This is a genomic window from Eubacterium album, assembly GCF_025336545.1.
Lineage (GTDB): Bacteria > Bacillota > Clostridia > Lachnospirales > Lachnospiraceae > Eubacterium_U > Eubacterium_U album.
Window position 1 is genome coordinate 15,570 of the sequence record NZ_JAODBU010000001.1, and the last position, 13,308, is coordinate 28,877.

At 29.2% G+C, this 13,308-nt stretch carries 12 protein-coding genes; 3 read left to right on the forward strand and 9 right to left on the reverse strand.

Going from position 1 to position 13,308, the window contains the following annotated elements; translation table 11 throughout:
- Nucleotides 1–217 precede the first annotated feature (217 nt).
- From N5B56_RS00065 to N5B56_RS00095, 8 genes are all read right to left on the reverse strand, one after another.
- Complete coding sequence (locus N5B56_RS00065) at nucleotides 218–754, reverse strand: LOG family protein (protein ID WP_260978020.1); 537 nt, start codon at nucleotides 752–754, stop codon at nucleotides 218–220.
- Nucleotides 755–780: 26 nt separating this feature from the next.
- Nucleotides 781–861 carry a hypothetical protein gene (locus N5B56_RS13420; RefSeq protein WP_346432176.1) on the reverse strand — a complete coding sequence of 27 codons (81 nt, stop codon included), beginning with the start codon at nucleotides 859–861 and terminating at the stop codon, nucleotides 781–783.
- The gene (locus tag N5B56_RS13425) at nucleotides 858–977 is read right to left on the reverse strand and encodes a VOC family protein (protein ID WP_022089520.1); all 120 of its coding nucleotides are present in this window, start codon (nucleotides 975–977) and stop codon (nucleotides 858–860) included. The genes N5B56_RS13420 and N5B56_RS13425 overlap by 4 nt, the downstream gene beginning before the upstream one ends.
- A gap of 83 nt (nucleotides 978–1,060) precedes the next feature.
- The gene (locus N5B56_RS00075) at nucleotides 1,061–1,777 is read right to left on the reverse strand and encodes a DUF6062 family protein (protein WP_022089519.1); all 717 of its coding nucleotides are present in this window, start codon (nucleotides 1,775–1,777) and stop codon (nucleotides 1,061–1,063) included.
- Nucleotides 1,778–1,938: 161 nt separating this feature from the next.
- Nucleotides 1,939–3,615 carry a glutamine--tRNA ligase/YqeY domain fusion protein gene (locus tag N5B56_RS00080; protein ID WP_022089518.1) on the reverse strand — a complete coding sequence of 559 codons (1,677 nt, stop codon included), beginning with the start codon at nucleotides 3,613–3,615 and terminating at the stop codon, nucleotides 1,939–1,941.
- A 146-nt stretch (nucleotides 3,616–3,761) separates the two neighbouring features.
- Nucleotides 3,762–4,061: a hypothetical protein gene (locus N5B56_RS00085; RefSeq protein ID WP_022089517.1), complete on the reverse strand. Its 300-nt coding sequence runs from the start codon at nucleotides 4,059–4,061 to the stop codon at nucleotides 3,762–3,764.
- 365 nt (nucleotides 4,062–4,426) lie between these two features.
- Nucleotides 4,427–7,498 carry a gamma-glutamyl-gamma-aminobutyrate hydrolase family protein gene (locus tag N5B56_RS00090; protein WP_260978021.1) on the reverse strand — a complete coding sequence of 1,024 codons (3,072 nt, stop codon included), beginning with the start codon at nucleotides 7,496–7,498 and terminating at the stop codon, nucleotides 4,427–4,429.
- Between the two features lie 26 nt (nucleotides 7,499–7,524).
- Complete coding sequence (locus tag N5B56_RS00095; RefSeq protein ID WP_260978022.1) at nucleotides 7,525–9,063, reverse strand: LCP family protein; 1,539 nt, start codon at nucleotides 9,061–9,063, stop codon at nucleotides 7,525–7,527.
- 477 nt (nucleotides 9,064–9,540) lie between these two features.
- Between N5B56_RS00095 and N5B56_RS00100 the strand changes: the two genes are divergently transcribed.
- From N5B56_RS00100 to asnB, 3 genes are read left to right on the forward strand one after another with little or no spacing between them, the layout of a single operon-like run.
- The gene (locus N5B56_RS00100) at nucleotides 9,541–10,374 is read left to right on the forward strand and encodes a dipicolinate synthase subunit DpsA (protein ID WP_260978023.1); all 834 of its coding nucleotides are present in this window, start codon (nucleotides 9,541–9,543) and stop codon (nucleotides 10,372–10,374) included.
- Nucleotides 10,355–10,960 carry a dipicolinate synthase subunit B gene (locus tag N5B56_RS00105; protein WP_260978024.1) on the forward strand — a complete coding sequence of 202 codons (606 nt, stop codon included), beginning with the start codon at nucleotides 10,355–10,357 and terminating at the stop codon, nucleotides 10,958–10,960. Before N5B56_RS00100 ends, N5B56_RS00105 begins: the two co-directional genes overlap by 20 nt.
- Before the next feature lie 42 nt (nucleotides 10,961–11,002).
- Nucleotides 11,003–12,841, forward strand: coding sequence for an asparagine synthase (glutamine-hydrolyzing) (gene asnB / locus N5B56_RS00110; RefSeq protein WP_260978025.1), 1,839 nt, complete (start codon nucleotides 11,003–11,005; stop codon nucleotides 12,839–12,841).
- A 110-nt stretch (nucleotides 12,842–12,951) separates the two neighbouring features.
- Here asnB and N5B56_RS00115 read toward each other — a convergent pair whose 3' ends face one another.
- Nucleotides 12,952–13,137, reverse strand: coding sequence for a hypothetical protein (locus N5B56_RS00115; protein ID WP_260978026.1), 186 nt, complete (start codon nucleotides 13,135–13,137; stop codon nucleotides 12,952–12,954).
- Nucleotides 13,138–13,308 lie beyond the last annotated feature (171 nt).

The following is a 13,308-nucleotide window of genomic DNA, read 5'->3' on the forward strand; positions in this document are numbered from 1 at the left end:
CATATTGTAAGTTTTCGCCACAAAAAATTATAGAATTTTTCCACAGATTTGACAATACTTTATATTATATTTTCTATAATTCTTTAATTTTTTCAAGAATACTTTTGATGCCTTGCTAAATACTGCATGTTTTTTCCATACTAAAGCTAGATTGCCAAAAAAGAAGTGTATTTAATTCACAATGAAAATAAATACACTTCTTAGGCTTATATATTTTTTATATATTATTTACTATTTGCTTTATATCCTCTAAATTGTCTGCGAAAAAAATTCCTTCCTGTCTTTGTTTAGACGAAAATTCTTTTTCAATCATATGATTTAACAATTCTTTTAAACTGTTATAATATCCATCCAAATTATATAAAATACAAGGATTATTAAGCTGTTTCATTGAAATTTTACACATAACTTCAGACACTTCTTCCAGAGTACCCGTACCACCTGGAAAAGCCACAAATACATCTCCTAATTCTATCATTTTAGTTCTTCTTTCTGACATATCTTTTGTAATAAATAATTCGGTTAATCCCTCATGTTGAACTTTTGCATCTATAAAAAATTGTGGTTCAACTCCTATAACTTTGCCACCTGCATTTAATACACTGTCTGCAAGTTTTCCCATAAGTCCTGTTTTAGATCCACCATACACAAGTGTGTTGCCACTTATTCCAATCCATGTTCCCAATTCTTTAATTGCCCTTTTAAATGTTTTATCATTTCCGTCTGATGCCCCAAGATAAACTGTAATATTCATTTCAATACCTCTTTCGTAATTTAATTCTAAACTTCTGTCCCAACTTCAATTAAGTTTCCATCTAAATCATAAAATCTTATAACTTTTTGTCTCCAACTATTTGTCATAAGTTTATTAATTTTCCATCATTATCTAGTATTACATCCAATCCAAATAATTCATGATATAACATTATTGATTTTTCTATATCATTAACAACAATTAAAACATTCCTTAATTTCATAAAAACGACTCCTATACATATTAGTCTTATTTTATTATATTATTTTTCACTACCTCATAACAAGTAAAAGAATTATATTTATTTCATTCTTCATCCGTAACACCGTTTGTTTTGTACATTGTTCTTACTAATGCATCCTTTGAATTTTTCCATGGTTCATCTTTATATCTATAATCAAATTTTTTTATAAACCATTCTACATCCTCAATTGTTCTATCTAGATTTTGTTCAAATATATCTATAGTCATTTTATTAAATTCGTCAAATTTATTTCCCGATAATTCTTTATCAGCATATTTAAGTAAAGCATTTAAATGCTCAAAGCAAAATCCTTTACAATTCTTATATAATTCTAAAAAATCTTTATCTTCTTTTTTCCATAAATAAAGTATCGTGGCAACATATCTGTCAAATGTATCATTTAAACGGTCGCACACGAAACAACTTCCATTTAATTTATCCAGATATTCAGTTATTGGCTTCTTTTCTTTCTTTTTAAATAATCCACCTGAAGATTTCTCCTTAGACAGCGTATCAACCTGCTTTTTTACATTCTTTAAATGTGTTTCCATTATTAGAGCAAGTCCTAATCTGTTATTGTATTCGTATAATTTTTTTATATGTCTGGAACAATAACCTTTTTCATCAGTTTCAAATCTAATATAGTCCTCCATGTAACTTGGTCCCATGGCAAATGCTATATTATCGTTTTCTATATCATCTCTCATTTTGCATAATGGGCACTCACAATCTACCTTAAATGCATCCATTACAGGTATTGTATATAATTTTTCTTCCATTCTTCCTTCTCTCCATTTTTTAATCTGTTTACATTTTTATATTAATTCATAGCGAATAATTTAAACTAAGTCTGTTTATATAATTTAAGTTAATTCTCTTTGTTTAATTAAAACTAATAAAAGGTTGAAAAGGATTTCTCCTCCTCAACCTTTTATTGGCTCTATTTAGGTAATTTAAAAGAACTCTTTAATGAAACTATTCTGTTATATACCGGTTTTTCTTTTGTATAATCTTTAATATCTGCACAGAAATAACCCTGTCTTACAAACTGGAATTTATCTTCAGGCTCTGCATCAGCAAGTCCCTGTTCCAAATAGCATTTCTTCAATACTGTAAGTGAATTTGGATTAAGGTTAAGAGAACCATCTTCATTAAGTTTTCCTTTTTCTTCATCAACTATATTTTCATATAATCTTACTTCAGCTTCAATAGCATGTCTTGCTGATACCCAATGAATTGTTCCTTTGACCTTACGTGCTGTAAAGTTATTACCACTTCTTGTTTCCGGATCATAAGTACAATGCACTACAGTAACATTACCATTTTCATCCTTTTCGTAATCTACACATTTTACAAAATAAGAATGCATAAGTCTTACTTCATTTCCCGGGAACAATCTGAAATATTTCTTAGGTGGTTCTTCCATAAAGTCTTCTCTTTCAATATATAGTTCTTTACAGAATGGAACTTTTCTACTTCCTAATTCTTCATTTTCAATGTTATTAACTACATCAAACCATTCAACCTGGTCTTCAGGATAATTGTCAATTACAAGCTTAATTGGATCTAATACAGCCATCATTCTTGGTTTCTTAGTCTTTAAATCTTCTCTAATGCAATATTCTAACATTGCATAATCAACTGAACTATTGCTCTTTGATATACCACAAAGTTCAACGAAGTTCTTAATTGATTCAGGAGTAAATCCTCTTCTTCTAAGTGCTGCAATAGATACTAAACGTGGATCATCCCATCCATCTACAATTCCATCTTCAACTAATTTTTTAATATATCTTTTTCCTGTGATTACATTTGTCAAATATAACTTTGCAAATTCAATCTGTCTTGGAGGATTAGGGTATTCAAGTTCTGTGACTACCCAATCATATAAAGGTCTGTGATCTTCAAATTCCAATGTACAGATAGAATGTGTTACATGTTCAATTGCATCTTCAATAGGATGAGCAAAATCATACATTGGATAAATGCACCACTTATCTCCTGTATTATGATGTGTCATATGAGCCACTCTATAAATAATTGGATCTCTCATATTAATATTAGGAGATGACATATCAATCTTAGCCCTTAATACCTTTTCACCATCTTTATACATTCCATTCTTCATGTTTTCAAATAGTTCTAGATTTTCTTCAACACTTCTGTCTCTATATGGGCTGTTCTTTCCAGGTTCAGTTAATGTACCTCTATATTCCCTAATTTCTTCAGGTGTTAAATCGCATACATATGCTTTACCTTTTTTTATTAACTTAACAGCTGCCTCATACATCTGATCAAAATAATTAGATGCAAAAAATAATCTGTCTTCCCAGTCAGCTCCAAGCCATTTTATATCTTTTAAAATTGACTCTACAAATTCTGTCTTTTCTTTTGTAGGATTTGTATCATCAAATCTCATATTAAATTTACCATTATATTTCTTAGCCAAACCATAATTTAAAAGAATTGACTTTGCATGTCCAATATGAAGATATCCATTTGGTTCAGGTGGAAATCTTGTCTGAACATGATCAAATCTTCCTTCTTCCAAATCTTTGTCGATAATCAATTCAATAAAGTTTTTAGTTACTTCACTTTTCACGTTTTCTTTTTCCATTTTGTATGTCCTCCAGCGTTTAGAATATAAACGTTTTCATAATTATTAGATTATACAATAAATTTTTTTCCATTTCAACATCAAGTATGCATTGTTTTAGGCATATTTAGTCAAATATCAATGCTTTTACTGTTAAATCAAATGCTTTATAAAATAAATTTTTCAAGCATTCTTCTTAACACATATTCATGTCCGGCCATAACAATTGAATCATCATTAATTCTTAAAACGGCAGTTCTTACAAAATTCCAACCAACACCAAGTTCAATACCACCATGTGTCTCACAATTTCTGATTATTCTTTTTCTTTCATTTTCACTCATTGCAAGTAATTTCATATTATCTTCTTTATCAAATTGTATTATCGGATATCCGCCATGATATCCAACCAATTTTAAATTTTTCAAATTAAAAGTTTTGCTCCATTGTTCTAATATCTCTTCCAAAATTTATCTCCTTAAATTTTATCTTTTCATAATCTTTATTCATTATTAATTGTCTATTCTAAGAATTATAACACAATAAGGCAAAACTTTCATTTTTTTGTAAATACAAAGAAACAGGTTTTATGAAAGACATCTTTCTAAAAACCTGTTTCTTTTCAAAATCTAAACCCTTTCGTAACACTTTGTTACGATAGTAATTTAACATATTTAATATAATAAATATAGTATTTATATTTTAAAATATGTATCATTTTTTATATGTGAATGTAATTACAGATAAAAATACACTAAAATAAGTTTTTTTTGCATTGTCAAAAAAACTGTAAATTTATAAACATAACATTTTTATCTTTTTATCGCATTTATTATTTGATATGTTTCTGAATAAAATTAACTACTAACTTTCTTGTTTCTCCCAATGCATTCGATGTTTCAAATTTTCTTTCAGGATGCCACTGCAAAGCTAATATCTTCATTTCATCAGAACCAAATGCCTCTATTGTCTGATTTTCTTTATCAATTGCAAGAGGCTTAAAACACGGAGCTAATCCATCAATTGGAACTACGTCCTTGTGATAGTTGTTTACTATAATTGTTCTATCTTCTTCCACAAGATATACTTCGTGATCCACTCCTCTTGGTCTTTCTACCGGCAAATCAGGATGATAAAGTAACTTTCCGCCAAACAAAGCATTCATATACTGCATTCCTCTACAAGTTGCGATAATTGGAATTTCCTGCTCAATACAATGTCTTATTAATTTTTCTTCCATTGCGTCTCTATGCGGCTGTAATTCTTCGTTATGAGGCCTGTCATAAAATTTACATGGAAGAGCTCCTCCACCTACAACAATAAGTAAATCACATTGTCTTTCAAATAATTTACCTACATTTTTAACATGATTTGAAGCCGGCTGTGGAATAAATCCAAGCAATTCGTAAAATCTTATATATGCAGATTCTAATACATCAGTTGAATCTCCATATTGATTTACGCCTTCTCTTTGAGTAATCAGTGCTCGCAAATCCTCACACTGCATCCCTTCTTTAATACTTCCATTAGCACAGTCTAATTCCATGTAGTTCATAGATGCCGCATAATTATATATTTTTTCACCACATCCGATTGCTGCCGGAATTTCAAACTCAGCACATCTTATAGCCATATGGCTTGCCATTCCACCATATTTTGTTATAAATCCCTTTATTCCTTTTGTAAAAATCCATTCATATCCGGGATCAGCCTTTGGAATCATTACAATTTTATCCATAAGGTCTTCATCTGTTTCCCTTTCAAGATTTACTACTTCTCCCTCAACTTTTTGTGATGTAATAAAATTTGGTCTTGCCTCATTTACAGGAATAAACGAAACACCTAACTTAGATAAAATGACATCAGGTAAAATGATGTTTAACTTATCATAATATTCTTTTCTATTATTTACTATTGTATCCGTTAAATATTTTTTAATTTCAGCTACTTTTAATTTCTTACAATGCTTTAAATCCTCTACTGTAATATATGACAGGCTTTTTCTGTCAATTTCAAGTAATTTACCTAAATTCTGAATTAAATCAATTACAAGACTTAAAGATTTAGTAAATTCGAATTTAAAAAATTCTCTTCCCTCAATTGCAGAAACAAGGAAATTATTAAATTCCTTTGGATGAATATCAAATCCAATAGAAGTAAGTGCTTCTTTCAACCTGTTTTCATCTAAACCTTTAGATACATTCTTATCTTTGTAGTTTTTATTCTTCTCCGTTACCGGTCTGAAAACCATCTGATTATAACTGTCTGTACGAATATCATAAGTGCCACTTCTTAAATGTCCATATATTTTATTAAATTCATTTCTAGACATTAACCCCAATGAAAACTTGTGGAAATCATAATCAAATTTTGATGAAACAGTATTAATTGATTTCATAAACTCATCTATTTCATCATTTGTAAACCATCCTGCTTCTACTAATGAACTGCAGAATGACTTTGCCATAAATGCCATTCTTGCCTGTCTTGTAAACTGTGGTGTACCAAGACTTTTTATGGCATCTAAAAGTTCTGTTATATCTTCTAATATTCTATGAATATTATTTGTTTCTGAATCCAAAGATGCTATTCTTTTTCTTTCATTTTCCAAATGATTAATATCTGCATTATCTTTCATTGATATTAATCCGTGTTTTTCAATTGTATTTAAAGTAAGTTTATGAAGTGCCTCTACAATTGTATTTCTTTCTGCTCTTGTAAATCCATTTTCAAGTAATTCTTTTGTTCTGTTTTCTGTATTAAAATCATAACTTGTATAAACTATTTCAAATTCAATTTTATCATGAGCAGTTGTGTCCTGTTTCAATTTATTTACGTAAAAATCAACAAGTTTTAAAGCTAATTTTTCACTAATCTCAGCAGGTATTAATGAATAAAACGAATATTGTATACTTATATATGGTTTTACACCAATCTTGTACATCAGTTCTTTCTCTAATTTCTTATATCCCATTGGCACAAGGCCCTGATTCCATGCCCTTGATGTAATAATTTCTCTATATAATGAATAATCAAGATTTCTAGGACTTGTTCCAATAATTTCTGAAGGATTCCAAAATGCCATATCAGATAGAATCATTGGTTGTCCGTCAAGACTGCATTCTATTCTATCATAATCCTTTTTTACGTCATTTAATTTACTATAGAAATCATTAATGGCATTAATCGCATTCTTATTTTTTGTATTTGCAACCAAAGGTCTAACCTGAAAAATTATTACTTCATTTTTCTTATTTACTGCAAATTCAATATCTAATGGTATTTTCAATAAATCTTCGATTTCCTGAACTGATTCAAGAAGATTTTTCCATGCTGTATTTAACTCTGAAAGTTCCGTATTTCTTGCAATCCATAAAGTCTTTCCGCCTTTTCCACTTGTTACGGAATCCGTAGAACCGCTATCATCATAATTTATCAGATAATATGGTCGTTGCCCCTGAATATCATAAGTAAACAAAACACCACTATACAGTACATCTACAGCCTGATGCTGAATTAAAACCTGTTCATCTTCAATATTATCAATATCTAAAGTGTATGATTTAAGTACAGTATCTATTGCATTAATAATTGCTGTTTCATTAGTTGAATCTACATCTAAAATACTTGTGTAATGACCTGCATTTGATTTTACAAAACAGTCTTCATTTGTAGATGAACTTCTTACAACTATTTTTTCACCTTTAAATTTTTCAATTATCTTATCAGCTGTTTTTTTCTTATCACGATGATATTCTTTAGCTGTTATAATAAGCATTTCTTCAATATATCCTAATTTAATTACTTCATTTAAGGCTTTAAGGGTATTAGCCTTAGTAGATATAAATTTTATTGTCTGCTTATTATCTCTGTCTCCTAAATTTCCAATATAATCTCTCTCCATATTTTCAATCCTTTTTGTACCTAAAACTAATTTTCTTCAGTTACATCTTTTAGTTCTCCACCGTCCGTTACAATCTTCAACCACTCTTTTGCCTTTGCTACTGTTTCTTCATTAGGAACCATTACATAAGCTCTATTACTTGGAACTGAATATGTGTAATTTGACTGTCCTGAACCTGATACATTATAACTTTGAATATTCCACTCGTATCCATTTGCCAATTGGAATTTAACAAATTTCTGAATGTTTTTCTTGCTAACGCTTGTCTGAAAACTTTCACTTATGCTTTCAAGTATTTTCTGATAATTATCCAAAATGCTTGGGGATGCACATTTTGATATCACACCTTTAATTACAGACATCTGATTCTTTCCACGCTGTACGTCACCTCTTGCAAATGATTTTCTTTCTCTTGCAAATACTAATGCCTTATCGCCATTCATATTATAATTAATTCCCTGACTATAGCTATATCCTTTTGCTGAGAAAGCACATTCAGAATCAACATCTATTCCACCTAATGCATTAATAATATCTTTAAATCCGTCAAAATTAACTCTCACATAGTAATCAATATCAATATCATAAAGCATTTCTAATGTTTCCATTGATACATCTACGCCATATAAACCTGCATGTGTAAGTTTGTCTCTTACTCCGTTTGAATTAGACAAAGGAACATAATAATCTCTAGGTGTTGAAAGTAATAAAATCTGTCTGGTCTGTGGATTTACTGACATTATTATATTTACATCACTTCTGCTCTTTGTTGTTACTGCGCCAAATGTATCAATACCGCTTATATAAACATTAAAGCATTCCTTTGTTATATCTTTCTTCTTATTTTCATTTTGAACCTGATGAGTAACTTTATATGTATAGATACATTTTACCTTCGATTCAAAATCAGTATAATCAGCTTCATCATTTTTCTTTTCACCCATAGATGTTATAACATCTATCATTGACTGATTTAATACAACTGCTCTTGTTTCTTTATTATATAAAGCTTCTGTCATGGTTATTACATCATCGTATTCCTGATAATTACCATCCTGATTAATCTTTTCATTAATGTTATTTAATAATTCGTCTTTGTCATCACCTACAAATTTCTGAATATATCCAAATTTATCATCTTTTAACTCTTCAATATTCTTTGCCTCATCATCTGATAATATATATACACCAAATTCATCTGTTGATAACTTACTGTTGTTTACAATTTTATCTATTGTTTTTTCCGATTCTTTAAAAATACCTTTTATAGTCTTTTGATTTAATCCAATTGCTATATCTGCTCCAACGCTCATTACAATCATAATAACAGACATTATTGTAGATATTATTGCTCCGGCTTTATTTCTCTTTATAAAAAATGGAATTAACATCCATAATACTATCGCAATTTCTACTGCAACAATTAATCTTACCGGAATATAATTTAAAGCTACATTGTTGTTATAAGTTAATATCATATATAAAAATATCTCTAATATTACTATTGGAATTACCTGTAATATATTTAAAACTGTTGCTGTCATTTTTAATTTCTTATTTAACATCTCCATCTCCTTTTTAATTGTGTCTCATTTACAGCATTAAAATAGATTTTACCTTCTTTTATCTGCTTACTTTTTTTAAATAACAAACGTACTTTATGACTTCCGTATGCTATCGATAATTATAGCATTTCCCATTCATTACGACAATATTGTTATTGTCTATTCATAAATGATTAAGAAATAACTTTATTAAAATAATCACCTTGTAAATTTTTATACATATAATTAATGTATAGAAAATAGCTTTTATTTTAGTTTATATATTATGGAAGATTGATAATGTTAACGAAATAACGCTCGCGCTGCTTGCCACTCGTAACAGTTCTAAATTTTCAACTATATTTTGCTTTTAGGACCTCCGGCTCTAAGCAAAATATACCTGTCAATTCAATTTGAACCGACGGTGGCAAATGCCCTTTCTTATAACATTATCAATCTTCCATAAGAATAACATATATAATAAAAAAGGTGATTTGTATGGATTCATTTGCAATTATTTCAAATGGGAATAAGCAGAAATATTTGTATGATTATTTAATTTTTCATAATTATTCTGCTAAACTTGTAACAAATTTTAACCTTACAGAATATAAATATATTGTCGCATCAATTCCTTTTTCCAAAGATGGAGAAAATGTAAATTGTGATTTTTATACAAGTTTTCCAATTACAACTTTTATTTCATTATTAAAACCGGGACAGATTTTATTTGGTGGAGGATTTAAAGGTTCAGTCGTATCACATTGTATGAATTCAGGAATTAAAGCAATCGATATCTTAAATATTCCCGACTTTTACAGAAACAACGCATTTTATACTGCAGAAGGACTTTTAGGATATATAATCAGTAACACTAATTTTTCTTTAAAAGCATCTAATATTTTAGTTCTTGGTTATGGAAAATGTGGAAGCGAAATATGTAATTTATTCAACAACGTAGGTTCTAATATTTTCTTTTATGAAAATAATGAGTCAAAAATAAACGATGGTTTAAATAAAAACTTTACTTTTTTAGATATAAATAAAAAGAATAATAATTTATCAAAAATAGACATAATTATTAACTGTATTCCTAAAAATATACTCTCCATAAGTAATCTTAAAACACTTCAGAAAAGTTGTACTATATTTGATATAGCATCATCACCTTACGGATTCGACAAAGATATTTTAAATTCTCTCTCCCTGACATATCACATTTGTCCCGGACTTCCCGGCAAATATGCCTCTAAAAGTTCCGGCGAATTAATAGCAAAGAACATATCATCAATTATAGAAGGGACTGCAGAAAATGAATCACAGTTTAGATAATAAAAATATTGGAATCGGAATAACCGGTTCTTACTGTACCTACAAAAAAGTTTTCAACGAATTAAAACGTCTATCTGAAGCAAATACAAATCTTTATACAATTTTTTCAGATAACGCTTCTAAAACTGACAGTAGATTTGGAAACCATGAAGATTTTTTAAATTTAGCAAAAGAACTTAGCAATAAAGAGCCAATCACTACTATAACAGGAGCCGAACCAATTGGTCCTAAATCAATGTTTGACGTTTTAGTTATTGCACCATGTACAGGTAATACTCTTTCAAAACTTGCAAATGGAATTTCTGATACGCCTGTTTTAATGGCCTGTAAAGCACATTTAAGAAACAACAAACCTTTGGTTATATGTTTAAGTACAAACGATGCACTTGGAATGAATTTAAAAAATATAGGCATTTTATTAAATACTAAAAATATTTATTTTGTTCCTTTTGGAATGGATGATTATATTTCAAAACCAAATTCCATGACTGCACATGTTGATTTACTGCAGGATACAATAGTTAAAGCTTTGCAGGGCCGACAAATTCAGCCTGTGATACAAAGTCCACATGTAACAATAACCTAAAGGTCCTATGGACCTTTTTTATATGATTTTAAGGAGGTTTTTATGAGCGGTATTGCCGGTTACTTTCAAACAGAATTTGACGTTGAGAGAAACCATACTTTGTATGCAATTTACGAAAGCAAATTAACTAATATGCAGGATTCATTAATTACAAATTGCCACGAAAACAGTATAATTTACATGAAACATCACATCGGATTTACAGCCAGCAATTTTTCAGTCACACATAGAGATTCGATATCAGTTACCTATAAGAATCGAACAGCTTCTATCGTCTTTACAGGAAACATTTATAATTCAAATGAATTAAAATATAAATTATCATCCTATGATATTTCCGCTTATGAATTGTGCAACGAAGAACTTATTCTATATTTATATTTAGTTTTCGGCGAAGATATTTTCAAAGAAATAAATGGTGGTTTTTCATTTGCAATTTACGAAAACAACTCATTAATAATAGTAAGAGACCCTATTGGTATAAAGCCATTATTTTATCATTGTACAAATAATCATTTTATATTTGCTTCTCAACCAAAAAGTATATTTGCTTACGGCATAAAACCCGAACTAACTAATGAAAGCTGGTGTGAAATAATCGGACTTGGTCCTGCACGAACTCCCGGAAAAAGTTTATTTAAAAATATATTTGAAGTACTTCCCGGCAATTATATAAAAGTAACTTTTAACTCACAGGACATTATCAGTTACCAAACTCATTGCTATTGGGAATTAACCTATAATCATCACACTGATCCTTATTTAGATACAGTTGACAAAGTTAATTATCTGATAAAAGACAGTATTAAAAAGCAATTAACTAAAGATACAACTATTTGTTCTCTTTTATCCGGCGGAATTGATTCAAGTCTTGTAACTTCTATTGCTAAATCTATGATGGATAAAGAAAACAGAGAATTGAAAACATACGCATTTGAATTTGAAGGCAATGAAATTTTCTTTAATGGGAACTCTTTTCAAAACTCATTAGACAGACCTTACGTAGAAATAATGAGAAAATACTTAAATTCTAATCATAAATATCTAACCTGTGACAGTTCAGGGCAAATTAAATATTTAAAAGAAACTGTTGATATGAGGGATGCTCCATGTATGGCAGATATTGAATCTTCTTTAATGTACTTTTGCAATGAAATATCAGAAACAAATAACATAGCTTTAACGGGAGAATGTGCTGATGAAGTATTTGGTGGTTACCCATGGTTTCATCGTGATGAAATGATAAACTCAAATTCTTTCCCATGGTCTAAAGATTTATCCGTAAGAACATCTCTTTTTAATGACAGTTTCATTCAATCTCTTAATTTAGAAGAATACGTTGATGACGCTTATAAAACTTCTCTAAGCAAATGCCCTGAAAGTGATTACAACAACGAGAAAGATAAACGCCGTTTTGAAATTGGATATCTGACTATAAACTGGTTCATGATGACTTTAGTTAACAGAATGGAACGTTGTAGTGTTTTCTCAGGGCTTGATGCAAGAGTTCCTTTTGCCGACTATAGATTAGTATCCTATGTTTTCAGTATTCCATGGGAATACAAATGTAAAGAGGGAAGTGTTAAACATTTATTAAAAGAATGTGGGAAAGATTTTCTTCCACCAGAAATTATAAACAGAAAAAAATCTCCATATCCAAAAACTTACAATCCTGAATACGAGAAAATGATTGGTAAACTTCTTCTAGAAGAATTTGATAATAACTATGCACTTAATTTTATTGTAGATAAAAATAAGGTAATTAATTACATCAACTCATCTAAAGATTATGGCAAGCCATGGTACGGTCAACTTATGGCTGGTCCACAAATGTTAGCATATATTCTTCAAATCAGTTATTGGTTAAAGAAATATAGTTAAATTAAATTTAAGTAAAAAACTCCAACAGACAGTTGATTATTAAATATTCTCAAAATTTAAAAGATTATTTTTTTCAGCCTTGTCTGCCGGAGTTTTTTCTTATGGTTGGCTTATTTTAAAGCCTTATTAATTAATTTCTTAATTTTTTTATTTGCTTTGACAGTTATTTTTGATACTTCAATTGGCTTATCAACATGATATACTCCCGGTTGGAAAATAATATTCTTTCCTGCCTTTAGCTGTTTATTAATGCTATCAGTTGTATCAACTGTATTTCCGACACATCCCTGAATCACTTCATTCCAATTAACTCCATACACTCCATCATTAATGTAGCAATTTCTATAATATTTCTTTTTGTTTAAACTGCTTATTTTTTTTGTTATATATTAAAATTAATTCTACATATAAAAAACGATTTTATATGTTTATAAATTTCATTTATTAAAAAAATCTTTCACCCCACT

Bases quoted from the DNA above. Each gene is read 5' to 3' on its own strand.
- N5B56_RS00065 (WP_260978020.1), bottom strand. From the start codon at position 754: ATGAATATTACAGTTTATCTTGGGGCATCAGACGGAAATGATAAAACA.
- N5B56_RS13420 (WP_346432176.1), bottom strand. From the start codon at position 861: ATGACAAATAGTTGGAGACAAAAAGTTATAAGATTTTATGATTTAGAT.
- N5B56_RS13425 (WP_022089520.1), bottom strand. From the start codon at position 977: ATGAAATTAAGGAATGTTTTAATTGTTGTTAATGATATAGAAAAATCA.
- N5B56_RS00075 (WP_022089519.1), bottom strand. From the start codon at position 1,777: ATGGAAGAAAAATTATATACAATACCTGTAATGGATGCATTTAAGGTA.
- N5B56_RS00080 (WP_022089518.1), bottom strand. From the start codon at position 3,615: ATGGAAAAAGAAAACGTGAAAAGTGAAGTAACTAAAAACTTTATTGAA.
- N5B56_RS00090 (WP_260978021.1), bottom strand. From the start codon at position 7,498: ATGGAGAGAGATTATATTGGAAATTTAGGAGACAGAGATAATAAGCAG.
- N5B56_RS00095 (WP_260978022.1), bottom strand. From the start codon at position 9,063: ATGTTAAATAAGAAATTAAAAATGACAGCAACAGTTTTAAATATATTA.
- N5B56_RS00100 (WP_260978023.1), top strand. From the start codon at position 9,541: ATGGATTCATTTGCAATTATTTCAAATGGGAATAAGCAGAAATATTTG.
- N5B56_RS00105 (WP_260978024.1), top strand. From the start codon at position 10,355: ATGAATCACAGTTTAGATAATAAAAATATTGGAATCGGAATAACCGGT.
- asnB (WP_260978025.1), top strand. From the start codon at position 11,003: ATGAGCGGTATTGCCGGTTACTTTCAAACAGAATTTGACGTTGAGAGA.